Source organism: Kitasatospora sp. GAS204B, from assembly GCF_029892155.1.
Taxonomy (GTDB): Bacteria; Actinomycetota; Actinomycetes; order Streptomycetales; family Streptomycetaceae; genus Kitasatospora.
Map to the genome: position 1 here is coordinate 155,180 of NZ_JARZAG010000009.1, position 12,647 is coordinate 167,826.

Below are 12,647 nucleotides of genomic sequence, written 5' to 3' on the forward strand. Positions count from 1 at the left end.
CGCCTCGACTCACGCCTCGACGCGAACCCGCAGCACCCCGTCCGGCCCGGCCAGCAGCAGCGGCGCACCGGCCCCGCCCAGGTCACGCACCACGGCCAGGTCCGCCTCAGCCGGCTCCGCGCCCGCCGTCACCACGGCCGCCGCCTCCAGGCCCTTGGCGCCACTGGCCACCGCCATCGCCACCGCCGTCTGCACCGCACTCAGCTTCAGCGAGGCCAGCTCGACCGTCCCGGCGACGTAGGTGCGGCCGGTCTCGTCACGCACGGCCGCGCCCTCCGCGACCCCGTTGCGAGCCCGGGTGGAGCGGGCGAGGGTGAGCAGCTTCTGGTCTTCGGGATCAAGCTCAGTCATGCCGCCGAGCATAGGCGGCCGAGCCGGGGCGAACCACGATGGTCCATTCCCTCCCGTTCTCGTCGTCGCCGTGGGAGGCTACGCAGCGATCTGCCAACGAGGGGGAACCGATGAACCGGCGGACCGGAATCAGCCGCGCCACGGGGGCGGCACTGCTCGTCCTGACCCCGGCCCTGGCGAGCGGCTGCGGCGGGCCTGCCGGGCACGCTCCCGCAGCCCCCTCGCCGCACCCCTCGGCTTCCGCGACGCAGGTGCGCTACCCGGTGACGCCCACCCGGCCGAGCGACGCGGGGCAGGCCGACCAGTTCGTCGAGCAGCTGAAGTCATTCGCGGGCAGCCCCCACGTGACCCTGCCGGAGTCCACCACCGACCTGATGGTGCTGCGCCCGCTCACGGACGCCGACGGGGACGCGGCCTGGCTGCCCGACAGCGGGAGCGCCTGCCTGCTCTCCTCCCAGAGCGGCGGCACCCCCGCTCCGCATGTCGGTGTCAGCTGCCTCGACCTGCCCGCGAGGTCTCCCGCCGATCCCCCGGTGATGGTCGGTCCCTCGAACCTCGGCGGCAACGACCACGCGATGGAGTGGTTCGCGGCGGTGATCGGCTCGACCAACCCCGTGGTCGTGCGGCACGACCCCGACGGCGAGATCGACCCGCTCAACCAGGCCACGGCCAAGGCGGCGAACGGCGTCACGTACACCGTCGTCGAGTACCACGCACTCGACTACCCGAACGGCACCCCGTCGCCGCCCCTGCCCGCCGACGCGGGCACGCCGCAGCTCTGCATCGGATCGGGCGCGCTCTGCCGCGACGCGCTCCAGAACGGCTAGCGCCTGACGGTCCGTCAGACGATGCCGAACTCCCCACCGGCAACACCGCGGGTGAACGCGGACCACGCGTCGGCACCGAACGCCAGCTCCGGCCCCTGCCGGTCCTTGCTGTCGCGCACCGGCACCACGCCATCAGCGGCGGCCAGGTTCAGCGCCACCTCCACGCAGTCCCCACCGTCACCCTCGCTGTAACTGCTGGTCCGCCAGTCCACTCAGACCTCCCCGAACCGGCCACCCGCAACGCCACGGGTGAACGCCGCCCACGCCTCGGCGCCGAACGCCAGCTCCGGCCCCTGCCGATCCTTGCTGTCGCGCACCGGCACCACGCCATCGGCGGCGGCCAGGTTCAGCGCCACCTCGACGCACTCGCCACCGTCGCCCTCGCTGTAACTGCTGGTCCGCCAGTCCGCCTTCCGGTACGAGTACGCAACGGGCTGCTGTCGCCTGGGGATGCTCACGTTGTAGAAACCTCTCATCGCGCTGCGGATCAGGCGAGCGGACTCCGACACGGACAGCGACTCCGCCCTGAGCCGATCATAGAACCGCGAACGCTCCCTCAGCGTCTGTTCATCGGTAACGAAGTAGCCCTTGCTCATCGTCTCCGAGTAGGCCCACTCTTCGCTCCCAGGCAGAGACAGCAAGGTCAAGCTGTTACTGGTCCCGGTCCGCTCGCCCAGCTCGAACGGGGCCACCTGGATGATGATGTCGGGGAACGCCTTCCCGACATCGAGCAGGTGCTGCAGCTGCTCGTGCATCACCGCTCGACCGCCAACCGCCCGCCAGATCACCGCCTCGTCGAGGATGGAGATCAGCTGCGGTCCGCCCTGCTTCAGGAAGCGCTTCTGCCGGCCCATCCGAGCCGCGACTGCCGCCGCGATCGCTGGCTCATCAGCGTCAGGTCGCGCAAAGCGGAAGAGGGCCCGCGCATAGTCCGAAGTCTGGAGCAAGCCTCGAATTCGCTTGACGTCATACCCCCTGATCAACGAAGCCGCCCCCTCCAGCCGCGCGTACAGCTTGAACCAGTCCGGGTGCACCACCTCCCGATCCCAGTCCACGTCGTGCCACGCCCGCACCAAAGCCTGCTTGGCGTCCAGGACTTCGTCCAGCCGCACCACGTAGTCCTCGCGCGGGAACCGCTCCGCCGACTCGAACCGCGAGAGCAGCGAGGGATCGATCGGGATCGTCCGCGCGAGCTCCACGGTCTTCATCTTCCGCAGCTCCCGCCAGTCCTTGAGCAGCCAGCCGAAGGCCTCGGGCGTCAGCAGCCGGTGCTCAGTGGAACGTCGACTCGCCATCGTGCACCCCTCGATCGTGAGATCCGCCGGGCACGCAGCCGCCAACCAGCCACCCCTTGGCCGGAATTGAACGCGGCGCCACCCACTGCAGTCCATTGGTAGCACCGCGCAACCACCCCGCGCGACGGAAGACCGGAACTACACCCGTTCGGCCTACTCGAACGCCGATCCCCCTGGCAACCACGGCCGTTCGCCCCTTTGGGCACTTCGCAGACAGGTCTCTAGACACAATTGGTTTGCCATGCAAACCTCGATCTCATGGCGACTCAACCCGTTCCGTCCTCAAGTGACCCCCGGCACCTCCTGGCAACGACCGGGGCCCTGGTCCAGCGTGTCCGCCGCGAGCAACGCGGCGCCTGGTTCCCGCTCCTGGTCTTCGCCGCCGTGAGGTTCGCCGCGGCACCGATCGTCGAGTACGGCCAGGGCCCCTGCGATGCGGCCAACGGCGGCCTGGGCGGACTCTGCGTCAACTCCCTGCCCCCTGCGATGTGGTACTGGCCGGTGGCACTGCTGCTCGCCTATGTCGCGATCAGCTGGTTCTACCTCCGTCGTTCCGCCAAGCTCGGCCTGGGCACCCGGATCCAGCCGTACCTGGTGCTGGGCGTCGCCCTCGCCTTGCTCATGGCCGCCGACCAGGCGTGGACGGCGGCCCACCCGGGGTTCCTGGCCGAGCTGGACGGGACGGGGCCGATCTCCGTGTTCGCCCGCACGGTGTTGAGCCCGGCCGGCACGATCGGTCTGGCGTTGCTGCTGCTCGCCCGGATCGAGCGCAGCTGGCCGCTTCTCGCCGTCACCTGCGGGTACCTGCTCGCCATGCTCAGCTCTGACAGCCGTCCTGACCCGTCCCCGTGGTCCTTCCTCCCGAGCCTGCTGCTGGAAGGCGGCGTGCTGCTGGTCGGCGGCGTCGTCCTCGCCCTGCTGCACCGGGCCCAGGGGCGGTCGGCCGGATGACCGAGCACCCCACCAACAGCCTCGACGACGTCGTGCACCAGCGCGTCCGCCTGGGCATCCTCGCGGTGGCCAAGGAGGCCCGGCGGGTGGAGTTCACCTTCCTGCGCAGCACACTCGGTCTCACCGCCGGCAACCTCTCCCAACACCTGGGCGTCCTGGAGAAGGCCGGCCTGGTCACGATCGACAAGGGCTACGAGGGCAAGCGGGCCCGCACCTGGGTCCAGCTCACCAAGGCCGGCAAGAAGGCCCTGCACGACGAGATCACGACGCTCAGGACCCTGATCCACCAGCTCGAAGGCCTTGAAGAACGTGACGGCGGAGTCAATCCCGGTTCCACAGCCGCTCCATCGCCTGGTTGAGCGTCCTGCCGGCGTGGACGCCGCCGTGGTGGTCGCCACGGCCAGGAAGAGCTGACGGACCGTCAGCCGAACTCGGCGCCCGCCGACTGCTCCGGTGAGCCGCCCGGCCCGACCGGGGCGGCCACCACGGTGCCGATCCGGTTGCGCCGGCCGGCCGAGCTCTCGGCGGTCAACCGGATCGCCTTCAGTCCGGCCGGGCCGTCCTCGGGCACCGGGATCTCGCAGGCCGAGCCGGGGATCGGCACCCGGCCCAGGTGCTTGGCGAGCAGGCCGCCGACCGTCTCGACGTCCTCGTCCTCCAGCTCGATGCCGAACAGCTCGCCGAGGTCCTCGACCAGCAGGCGGGCGGTGATCCGGAACGAGCCGTCGCCGAGGTCCTCGATCGGCGCGATCTCGCGGTCGTACTCGTCGGTGATCTCGCCGACGATCTCCTCCAGGATGTCCTCGATGGTGACCAGCCCGGCCGTGCCGCCGTACTCGTCGATCACGATCGCCACGTGGGAGCGCATCTGCTGCATCTCGCGCAGCAGGTCGTCGACCGGCTTGCTGTCCGGGATGAAGACGGCCGAGCGCATCACGGTGTCCACCTGGTCGGACTCCGCCTCGGGGTTCACGTGGGTGCGCCGGACCAGGTCCTTGAGGTAGACGATGCCGACCACGTCGTCCTCGTTGTCACCGACCACCGGGATCCGCGAGAAGCCCGAACGCAGCGCCAGGGTCAGCGCCTGCCGGACCGTCTTGTGCCGCTCGATCATCACCAGGTCGGTGCGCGGCACCATCACCTCGCGCACGATGGTGTCGCCCAGCTCGAAGACGGAGTGCACCATCCGGCGCTCGTCGTCCTCGATCAGGTCGTCCTTCTCGGCCAGGTCGACCAGCGCGCGCAGTTCGGCCTCGGAGGCGAACGGGCCCTCCCGGTAGCCCTTGCCGGGGGTGAGCGCGTTGCCCAGCAGGATCAGCAACCGCGGGATCGGCCCGAGGATCCGGGCCAGCGGCAGCAGCACGAAGGAGGCCGCGGTCGCGGTGGTCAGCGGGTGCTGGCGGCCGATGGTGCGCGGGGAGACGCCGACCGCCACGAAGGAGACCAGCACCATCACCCCGAAGGCCAGCAGGATCGCCTGCCAGGTCTGCTGCAGGGTGCGCACGCAGACCACGGTGACCAGGACCGCGGCCGCCATCTCGCTGGCCACCCGGATCAGGGTGGCCAGGTTGAGATAGCGGATCGAGTCGCTGGCCAGCGTGAGCAGCCGGACCGCGCCGCGCCGGCCGTTGCGCACGGCCTCGTCGGCGCGGAACCGGGAGACCCGGGAGATGCCGGCCTCGGCGCAGGCGGCCAGCCAGCCCAGCACGACCAGCAGGCAGGCGCCGACCAGAAAGCTCGTACTATTGCCACTCATGCGGCCGCCTCGCTGCCCTCGGCAGGCGCTTCGCGGCACACGCACCTATCGATGATGAGCTCGCTTCGCTCGCTCATCGGATCAGTGGGTCGTCGGCGCCGGGGAGATCCCCGAAAGCCCGCGACCGGCCCGCCAGTCGTCGAGGATCCGCTTCTGGAGGGCGAACATGATCTGCTCCTCCTCCGGCTCCTCGTGGTCGTAGCCGAGCACGTGCAGCACCCCGTGGACGGTGAGCAACTGCAGCTCCTCGTCCATCGAGTGCTTGGAGGGAGCGGCCAGGCCCTGCGCCTGGGCCACCTCGGGGCAGAGCACGATGTCGCCGAGCAGGCCCTGCGGCAGCTCCTCGCCCTCCTTGCCGGGGCGCAGCTCGTCCATCGGGAAGGACATCACATCGGTGGGACCTGGCAGGTCCATCCACTGGATGTGCAGCTGCTCCATCGCCTCGGCGTCCACGAGGATCACGGACAGTTCGGACAGCGGGTGGATCCGCATCTTGTCGAGGGCGAAGCGGGCGACGTCGAGGATGGACTCCTCGTCGGCCTCCCAGCCGGACTCGTTGGCGATGTCGATGGACATGAAGCGGTGTCGACTCAGCTTTCGGTGCGATGGGACTGTCGGGGCGCGTGGCCACGGGGGCCGCGCGGGGCGGTCTTGCGCGGGGACCGGTCGGAGGCCGCACGGTCCGCGTCCTCGGCGTTCTCGGCGTCCCAGCGCTCGTAGGCGTCAACGATCCGGCCGACCAACTTGTGACGGACCACGTCGGTACTGGTCAGGATCGAGAAGTGGATGTCGGGGACGCCGGCCAGGATCTCCTGGACCACCTTCAGACCGCTGCGGGTGCTGCCCGGCAGGTCGATCTGGCTGGTGTCACCGGTGACCACGACCCGGGAGTTGAAGCCCAGGCGGGTCAGGAACATCTTCATCTGCTCGGGCGAGGTGTTCTGCGCCTCGTCCAGGATGATGAAGGCGTCGTTCAGGGTCCGGCCGCGCATGTAGGCGAGCGGGGCGACCTCGATGGTGCCGGCCGCCATCAGCCGCGGGATCGAGTCCGGGTCCATCATGTCGTGCAGCGCGTCGTAGAGCGGGCGCAGGTACGGGTCGATCTTCTCGTAGAGGGTGCCGGGCAGGAACCCGAGCCGCTCGCCGGCCTCCACCGCCGGGCGGGTCAGGATGATCCGGTTGACCTCCTTGGCCTGCAGCGCCTGCACGGCCTTGGCCATCGCCAGGTAGGTCTTGCCGGTGCCGGCCGGGCCGATCCCGAAGGTGATGGTGTGCCGGTCGATCGCGTCGACGTAGGTCTTCTGGTTCACCGTCTTGGGGCGGATGGTCCGGCCCCGGTTGGAGAGGATGCTCTGGGTGAAGACGGCGGACGGGCTGACCGCGCCGTCCGGGTCCTGGGCCCCGCTCTTGAGCATCGCGATCGACCGCTCCACGGCGTCCTCGGTCAGCGGCTGGCCGGTGCGCAGCACCAGCATCATCTCGCTGAACAGCTGCTTGACCAGCGCGATGTCGGCCCGGTTGCCGGTCGCGGTCACCTCGTTGCCACGGACGTGGATGTCGGTGTCCGGGAAGGAGCGCTCGATCACTCTCAGGAGGGAGTCGGTGGCACCGAGCAGGGTGACCATCGGGTGCTTCTCGGGGATCACGATCCGGGCGGTCGATCCGTCGCCGCCCTGGACGCCGCTGGGGGCGCTGGTCTGTACGGTGTCACTCATCGGTTCGCTCATGGGTCGGCGCTGAGGCCTGCCTCATCCCATCCGTGTCTCGGGGTGCCGCTCGGTCGGTTCCGGGGTCACCAGGGTACGCCGCGCAGGTGTTCGCTGTGACGCGGCCCGATCGATGGTGGGCCAGTTCCCCCTGGGACGCCAGCGGATTTCGGGCCTCGCGGTTTCCGGGCCTCATCGACGCGGCGGCACCGGGATCCGGGCCAGGTCCTCGGCGACCACCAGCTCGCCGTCGAAGTCCGCCCGGGCCTCGGCGAGGTGGCCGGCCAGGTCCGGGTAGCGCTGCGAGAAGTGGGTCAGCACCAGGGTCCGCACGCCCGCCTCGGCGGCCAGCATGGCCGCCTGCCCGGCGGTGAGGTGGCCGTGCTGCTCGGCCAGGTGCGCGTCGGCGGCCAGGAAGGTGGCCTCGGCGACCAGCAGGTCGGCGCCCTCGGCCAGCGCCTCGGCGCCCGGGCAGAGCCGGGTGTCCATCACGAAGGCGAAGCGCTGGCCGCGCCGCACCTCGCTGACCTCCGCCAGGGTGACCGTGCGCCCGTCGACCTCGACGGCGCCCTCGCGCTGCAGCCGGCCGACCGAGGGTCCGCGCAGGCCGAGCGCGGCCAGCTTCTCGGGCAGCAGGCGACGGCCGTCGGGCTCGGTCAGCCGGTAGCCGAAGGCGTCCACCGGGTGCGAGAGCCGGATCGCCTCCAGGGTGAAGGCGGCGCCCTCGGTGGGCAGCTCGCCGGCCTCGGCGATCGGGTGCGGGCGCAGCTCGGCCGTCTCGTGGAAGGCGGTGGCCTGCCGCAGCCGGTCGAAGAAGACCTGGCCGCTGGCCGGGTAGTAGGCGTGCACCGGGTGCGGGACCTGGTCCAGGTTGATCCGCTGGACGACCCCGGCCAGGCCCAGGCTGTGGTCGCCGTGGAAGTGGGTGACGCAGATCCGGGTCAGGTCGGTGGCCGAGACCCCGGCGAACTGCATCTGCCGCTGGGTGCCCTCCCCCGGGTCGAACAGCAGGCCCTCGCCGTCCCAGCGCAGCAGGTAGCCGTTGTGGTTGCGCTGCCGGGTCGGCACCTGGCTGGCCGTGCCGAGGACGACGAGTTCGCGTTGTGACACGGGATCAGACCATGCCCTCGCGCAGCGGCTTGCCGCCCAGCACGTGGACGTGTGCGTGGAAGACGGTCTGGCCGGCCCCGGCGCCGGTGTTGAAGATCAGCCGGTAGGCGTCGATCCCCTCGTCGGCGGCGACCGCGGCAGCCTCGGTGAGCAGTTCGGCCGCGATCAGCGGCTCGGCGGCGGCCAGCGCGGCGGCGTTCGGGTAGTGCACGTGCGGGATCACCAGGATGTGCGTCGGGGCCTGCGGGTGGATGTCCCGGAACGCCATGGTGTGCTCGGTCTTGCGGACCACGGTGGCCGGGATCTCGCCCGCCACGATCTTGCAGAACAGGCAGTCCGCCTGCGGCTCGCCGGACATCCGGTTCTCCTCGCGATGCGTTGCCGGCCTCTGGCCACCGGCATCTGACGGACCGCAGCCTAGCCGAGCCGCTGCGGGGGAAGGCCTCGGCGGCCCTCCCCCGCAGGGTGGTCGGTCTCGGGCGGAGCCGGTCAGAGCGGCGGCAGCGGCGGCGGGGTCCTGGCCGGCGTGACGGCCAGCGCGGCCAGCGCGATCCGCACCCCCTCGGCGAGCTGCGGGTCGCGGCCCGCCGCCCAGTCGTGCGGGGCGATCGGCACCTCGACGTCCGGGACGACCCCGCGGTTCTCCAGGCCCCAGCCGTAACCCTCCAGCCAGGTCGCGTACTTGGGCTGGGTCACCCCGGTGCCGTCGACCAGGCCGTACTTGCCGTCGATCCCGATCACGCCGCCCCAGGTGCGGGTGCCGACCACCGGGCCGATGCCCAGGGCCTGGATCGCGGCGTTGACCACGTCGCCGTCCGAGCCCGCGTGCTCGTCGGCCAGCGCCACCACCGGGCCGCGCGGCGCCTCGCCGGGGTAGGGCTCGGCGGTGGCCATGCCGCGGCCGTAGCCCCAGCCGACGATCCGGCGGGAGAGCTTCTCGATGATCAGCTGGGAGGTGTGACCGCCGCGGTTCTCCCGCAGGTCGACCAGCAGGCCCTCCTTGGCCAGCTCCACCCGCAGGTCGCGGTGGAGTTGGGCCCAGCCGGCGCTCATCATGTCCGGGATGTGCAGGTAGCCCAGCCGCCCCTCGGAGAGCCGGCGCACCTCGGCCCGGCGGCCGGCCACCCAGTCGTGGTAGCGCAGCGCCTCGTCGTCGGCCAGCGGCACCGCCACCGGGTAGCGCACGGTGCCGTCGGCGTGCTGGACGGTCAGCTCGACCGGCTGCCCCGCCGTGCCGGCCAGCAGCGGGGCCGGGCCGGCCACCGGGTCGACCGGGCGGCCGTCCACCGCGAGCAGCGCGTCACCGGCCCGCACCGCGACCCCGGGAGCCAGCAGCGGGGAGCGGGCCCTGGGGTCGGAGGACTCGCCGGGCAGGATCCGGGCGATCCGCCAGACCTCGCCGTCGCGCACCAGGTCGGCCCCGAGCAGGCCCTGCGGCCGCGAGGCGGTCGCGCCACGGGCGTGCGGCGAGACGTAGGCGTGCGAGGTGCCCAGCTCGGCGACCACCTCCCAGAGCAGGTCGATCAGATCGTCGTGCGAGCCGAGCCGCTCGACCAGCGGGCGGTAACGGTCCAGCACCCCGGCCCAGTCGACGCCGCCCAGGTCGGCCCGCCAGAAGTTGTCGCGCATCAGGCGGCCGTTCTCCTCGAACATCTGCCGCCACTCGGCCGCCGGGTCGACGGTGACCCGCAGCCGCCCGAGGTCCACCCGGGCCTCGTCGTCATCGCCGGCCTTGCGGTCGGCCGGGACGATCCGCAGCTCGCCGCCGTCCAGCACCGCGAGCCGGGCGCCGTCGCCGCTGACCGCGAAACCGTCCAGGCTCTCCGCCAGTTGCTCGGCGCGCAGCTTGACCAGGTCGAAGCGCTCCAGCACCGGACCCGGGCGCTCGTCGTCGGGGGTGGCGGCGTCGTCGCCGAGCTCGCCGACCACCGGGTACCTGGTCCACAGCACGCCGTCCTTGGCGGTCCGCAGCACGCCGAACCGGCCGCCCTCGACCGGGAACGGGACGATCCGGTCGGCCAGCCCCACCAACTCGACGGTGGTGACGGGGACATCCGACTTCTCGGTGGCCTCGGCGGTCTCCGTGGCCTCGGTGGTCCCGCCCGCCTCGGTGCCCTCCGCCGGCTTCTCGGCCGCCTTCTCCTCCGCCTCGTCCACCCCCTCGGCGGGCCGCCCGCCGCGCCGGGGGCCGAACGGCGAGGGCGTCTCGGCGGCCAGCGTGATCAGGTACGGCCGGGCGCCGGTGGGGAAGCCCAGGTCGAAGCTGTGCGCGTCGTAGACCGGGTCGAAGTTGCGCAGCGAGAGGAAGGCGAGGTGCTTGCCGTCGGCCGTGAACGCCGGTGACGTGTCGACAAATCGCTGCGGGGTGGCCTCACTTACGGTGCCCGAGGCCAGCTCGGCGAGCATGATCTGGCGCAGCGAGAAGGGACCCAGGGCCGGCTGGGACCAGGCCAACCAGGCCGAGTCGGGGCTGAAGGCCAGCCCGGTGACCTCGCCGTCGACGGCGCCGGCCAGCTCCCGCACCGCGCCGTCGGCCAGCGTGACCAGCAGCACCCGGCCGTCGGCCGCCGCCACCGCCGCCTGCTTGCCGTCGGGGGCGACCAGCAGGCCCAGCACCCGGCCCAGCGCGCCCGCCGCGAGGCGGTGCCGCTCGGCGCCCAGCACGTCGGGGGCGTACTCCAGGGCGTCCTCGCCCTCGGCGTCGGTCACCCAGAGCGCACCCTGGGCAGCACCCTCGGCAGCGCCCTCGGCGGCCGGCGGCACCACCCGGGCCAGCCGGGCCCGCGCGCCCGGGGTCTCGTCCAACACCCGGGCCGGGCCCTCCCGGTGGGTCAGCCAGTGCACGGTGCCGCGCACCACCACGGCGGCGGCGCGCGCGGTGGCGTCCGGGGCGGCCGAGGTGAGCCAACCCGCCGCGGGCAGCGGGTAGCTGCGGCGCCCGGTGCGCGGACCGGCCGGGCGCACGTCCAGCCGCCGCGGCCGGGCCTCGCCCTCCAGGGTGTCGAGCAGCCACAGCTCGCCGCCGCTGTGCCAGACCACCCGGGTGCCGTCGGTAGCGGCGTTGCGGGCGTAGAACGGGCGCTCGAGGTCGGTGTGCCGGCGCAGCCCCGAGCCGTCGGGGCGGCTGGAGTAGAGCTCGCCGCTGCCCTCGTGGTCGCTCAGGAAGGCGATCCGGTCCCCCACCCAGAGCGGCGACTCCACGTTGCCGTCCAGCTCCTCGTGCACCCGGGCGAACTCGGCACCGGCGCTGCCCAGCCACAGCCGCCCGGCGTTGCCGCCCCGGTACCGCTTCCAGTACGCCGGCTCCGTGGCGGCCGCCGAGAGCAGCAGCACCCGGGCCTCCTCCCCGCCCTGCGCGCCGACCGGACCCTCGAAGGCCAGGTTGCCGATCGGCCCGAACGGCAGCCGCCGCGGCTCGCCGCCGTCCAGCGGGACGGCGAAGGCCCAGGTCTGACGGGACGTCGGCTGGCCCGCGCTGGTGATCGCCACCGGCTCGCCCTGCGGGGTCCAGCCGCGCAGCCGGCTGCGCCCGGTGTGTCCCCAGTGGGTGAGCCGGCGGGCCTCGCCGCCGTCGACCGGGGCGACGTAGACCTCGGCCGAACCGTCCCGGGTGGAGGTCCAGGCGATCAGCCGGCCGTCCGGGGAGAACCGCGGACGGGAGACCGGCGAGCGGTCGGCGGTCAGCCGCCAGGCTCGGCCGCCGTCCACCGGGGCGAGCCAGATGTCGTCCTCGGCGACGAAGGTCACCAGGTCGCCGTGCAGGTGCGGGTGGCGCAGATAAGCGCTCGCTGGAGTGCTCTCGGTTTCCATCACCGCGCCAGGTTATGCAGCCCGGGGCGGGTGGGACCAGCGATTCTCCCGAGCTCGGGCAGCTGCTGGTTCAGGACCAGCGGCCGGTGCGCCCCAGCAGCAGGGCACCCGCGGCCACCCCTGCCGTGGAGGTGCGCAGCACCGAGGGGCCCAGCCGGTAGGGCTTGGCGCCGGCCTCGGCGAAGGCGGCCAGCTCCTCGGGGCTCACCCCGCCCTCCGGGCCGACGATCAGCACCAGCTCGCCGCGCTCCGGCAGCTCGGCGGTGGCCAGCGGTTCGGCGCCCTCCTCGTGCAGCACCGCCGCGAACGCCGCCTGGGCCAGCAGCGGGGCCAGTTGACGGGTCGTCATCGGCTCGCGCACCTCGGGGAAGCGCAGCCGGCGTGACTGCTTGCCCGCCTCGCGGGCGGTGGCCCGCCACTTGGCCAGCGCCTTGGCGCCGCGCTCGCCCTTCCACTGGGTGATGCAGCGGGACGCCGACCAGGGGATCACCACGTCGACGCCGACCTCGGTCATGGTCTCCACCGCCAACTCGCCCCGGTCGCCCTTGGGCAGCGCCTGGACCACCGTGATCCGCGGCTGCGGCTCGGCCTCGGCGCGCAGCTCGGCGAGCGCGATGTCCAGCGCGTCCTTGCCCAGCACGGCGCTGACGGTGCCGTGGCCGCCCAGGCCCCGGCCGTCGGTCAGGGTGACCGGCTCGCCGACCTCCAACCGCTTCACGGCGGCCGCGTGCCGCCCCTCGGGTCCGTCCAGCCGGACCACGCCGCCCGGCACGGCGCCGGCCAGCGTCGCACTCTCCACGACGAAGACGGGTGCGGTCATCGCGCGCTTCTCCTAGAAAAC

General features: G+C 72.6%; 13 protein-coding genes. 3 read left to right on the forward strand and 10 right to left on the reverse strand.

What is annotated here, in order from left to right; all coding sequences use genetic code 11:
• Window positions 1–9: 9 nt before the first annotated feature.
• Entirely contained in the window at window positions 10–363 is a 354-nt protein-coding gene (locus P3T41_RS15045; RefSeq protein ID WP_280690338.1) for a cytidine deaminase, read from the reverse strand.
• A gap of 98 nt (window positions 364–461) precedes the next feature.
• Here P3T41_RS15045 and P3T41_RS15050 point away from each other — a divergent pair, with 98 nt between their 5' ends.
• A complete protein-coding gene (locus P3T41_RS15050) occupies window positions 462–1,178 on the forward strand; it encodes a hypothetical protein (RefSeq protein WP_280690339.1) in 717 nt (238 codons plus the stop codon).
• Between the two features lie 14 nt (window positions 1,179–1,192).
• On the opposite strand, the gene P3T41_RS15055 is transcribed toward P3T41_RS15050, so the two are convergent.
• The gene (locus P3T41_RS15055; RefSeq protein ID WP_280690340.1) at window positions 1,193–1,390 is read right to left on the reverse strand and encodes a DUF397 domain-containing protein; all 198 of its coding nucleotides are present in this window, start codon (window positions 1,388–1,390) and stop codon (window positions 1,193–1,195) included.
• Window positions 1,391–2,473 carry a Scr1 family TA system antitoxin-like transcriptional regulator gene (locus tag P3T41_RS15060; RefSeq protein WP_280690341.1) on the reverse strand — a complete coding sequence of 361 codons (1,083 nt, stop codon included), beginning with the start codon at window positions 2,471–2,473 and terminating at the stop codon, window positions 1,391–1,393. It lies immediately after the preceding gene.
• A 258-nt stretch (window positions 2,474–2,731) separates the two neighbouring features.
• On the opposite strand from P3T41_RS15060, the gene P3T41_RS15065 reads away from it, so the two are divergent.
• Window positions 2,732–3,424, forward strand: coding sequence for a hypothetical protein (locus P3T41_RS15065; RefSeq protein ID WP_280690342.1), 693 nt, complete (start codon window positions 2,732–2,734; stop codon window positions 3,422–3,424).
• Window positions 3,421–3,783 carry a transcriptional regulator gene (locus P3T41_RS15070; protein ID WP_280690343.1) on the forward strand — a complete coding sequence of 121 codons (363 nt, stop codon included), beginning with the start codon at window positions 3,421–3,423 and terminating at the stop codon, window positions 3,781–3,783. Before P3T41_RS15065 ends, P3T41_RS15070 begins: the two co-directional genes overlap by 4 nt.
• Before the next feature lie 62 nt (window positions 3,784–3,845).
• On the opposite strand, the gene P3T41_RS15075 is transcribed toward P3T41_RS15070, so the two are convergent.
• The 7 genes from P3T41_RS15075 to P3T41_RS15105 form a co-directional block, all read right to left on the reverse strand.
• Window positions 3,846–5,180, reverse strand: coding sequence for a hemolysin family protein (locus tag P3T41_RS15075; protein ID WP_280690344.1), 1,335 nt, complete (start codon window positions 5,178–5,180; stop codon window positions 3,846–3,848).
• A gap of 81 nt (window positions 5,181–5,261) precedes the next feature.
• Window positions 5,262–5,756, reverse strand: a complete 495-nt coding sequence (ybeY, locus tag P3T41_RS15080; RefSeq protein ID WP_280690345.1) for an rRNA maturation RNase YbeY — start codon at window positions 5,754–5,756, stop codon at window positions 5,262–5,264.
• A gap of 14 nt (window positions 5,757–5,770) precedes the next feature.
• Window positions 5,771–6,895 (reverse strand): PhoH family protein, encoded by a 1,125-nt coding sequence (locus tag P3T41_RS15085; protein ID WP_280690346.1) that lies wholly within the window; start codon window positions 6,893–6,895, stop codon window positions 5,771–5,773.
• A gap of 183 nt (window positions 6,896–7,078) precedes the next feature.
• Entirely contained in the window at window positions 7,079–7,996 is a 918-nt protein-coding gene (locus P3T41_RS15090) for a ribonuclease Z (RefSeq protein WP_280690347.1), read from the reverse strand.
• A 4-nt stretch (window positions 7,997–8,000) separates the two neighbouring features.
• Complete coding sequence (locus P3T41_RS15095) at window positions 8,001–8,354, reverse strand: HIT domain-containing protein (RefSeq protein ID WP_280690348.1); 354 nt, start codon at window positions 8,352–8,354, stop codon at window positions 8,001–8,003.
• Window positions 8,355–8,485: 131 nt separating this feature from the next.
• Window positions 8,486–11,806, reverse strand: coding sequence for a S41 family peptidase (locus P3T41_RS15100; protein ID WP_280690430.1), 3,321 nt, complete (start codon window positions 11,804–11,806; stop codon window positions 8,486–8,488).
• A 70-nt stretch (window positions 11,807–11,876) separates the two neighbouring features.
• Window positions 11,877–12,626: a 16S rRNA (uracil(1498)-N(3))-methyltransferase gene (locus P3T41_RS15105; RefSeq protein ID WP_280690349.1), complete on the reverse strand. Its 750-nt coding sequence runs from the start codon at window positions 12,624–12,626 to the stop codon at window positions 11,877–11,879.
• Window positions 12,627–12,647: the final 21 nt, after the last annotated feature.

Coding starts and splice junctions, on each gene's coding strand:
- P3T41_RS15045 (WP_280690338.1), bottom strand. CDS start 363: ATGCTCGGCGGCATGACTGAGCTTGATCCCGAAGACCAGAAGCTGCTC.
- P3T41_RS15050 (WP_280690339.1), top strand. CDS start 462: ATGAACCGGCGGACCGGAATCAGCCGCGCCACGGGGGCGGCACTGCTC.
- P3T41_RS15060 (WP_280690341.1), bottom strand. CDS start 2,473: ATGGCGAGTCGACGTTCCACTGAGCACCGGCTGCTGACGCCCGAGGCC.
- P3T41_RS15065 (WP_280690342.1), top strand. CDS start 2,732: ATGGCGACTCAACCCGTTCCGTCCTCAAGTGACCCCCGGCACCTCCTG.
- P3T41_RS15070 (WP_280690343.1), top strand. CDS start 3,421: ATGACCGAGCACCCCACCAACAGCCTCGACGACGTCGTGCACCAGCGC.
- P3T41_RS15075 (WP_280690344.1), bottom strand. CDS start 5,180: ATGAGTGGCAATAGTACGAGCTTTCTGGTCGGCGCCTGCCTGCTGGTC.
- ybeY (WP_280690345.1), bottom strand. CDS start 5,756: ATGTCCATCGACATCGCCAACGAGTCCGGCTGGGAGGCCGACGAGGAG.
- P3T41_RS15085 (WP_280690346.1), bottom strand. CDS start 6,895: ATGAGTGACACCGTACAGACCAGCGCCCCCAGCGGCGTCCAGGGCGGC.
- P3T41_RS15095 (WP_280690348.1), bottom strand. CDS start 8,354: ATGTCCGGCGAGCCGCAGGCGGACTGCCTGTTCTGCAAGATCGTGGCG.
- P3T41_RS15100 (WP_280690430.1), bottom strand. CDS start 11,806: ATGGAAACCGAGAGCACTCCAGCGAGCGCTTATCTGCGCCACCCGCAC.
- P3T41_RS15105 (WP_280690349.1), bottom strand. CDS start 12,626: ATGACCGCACCCGTCTTCGTCGTGGAGAGTGCGACGCTGGCCGGCGCC.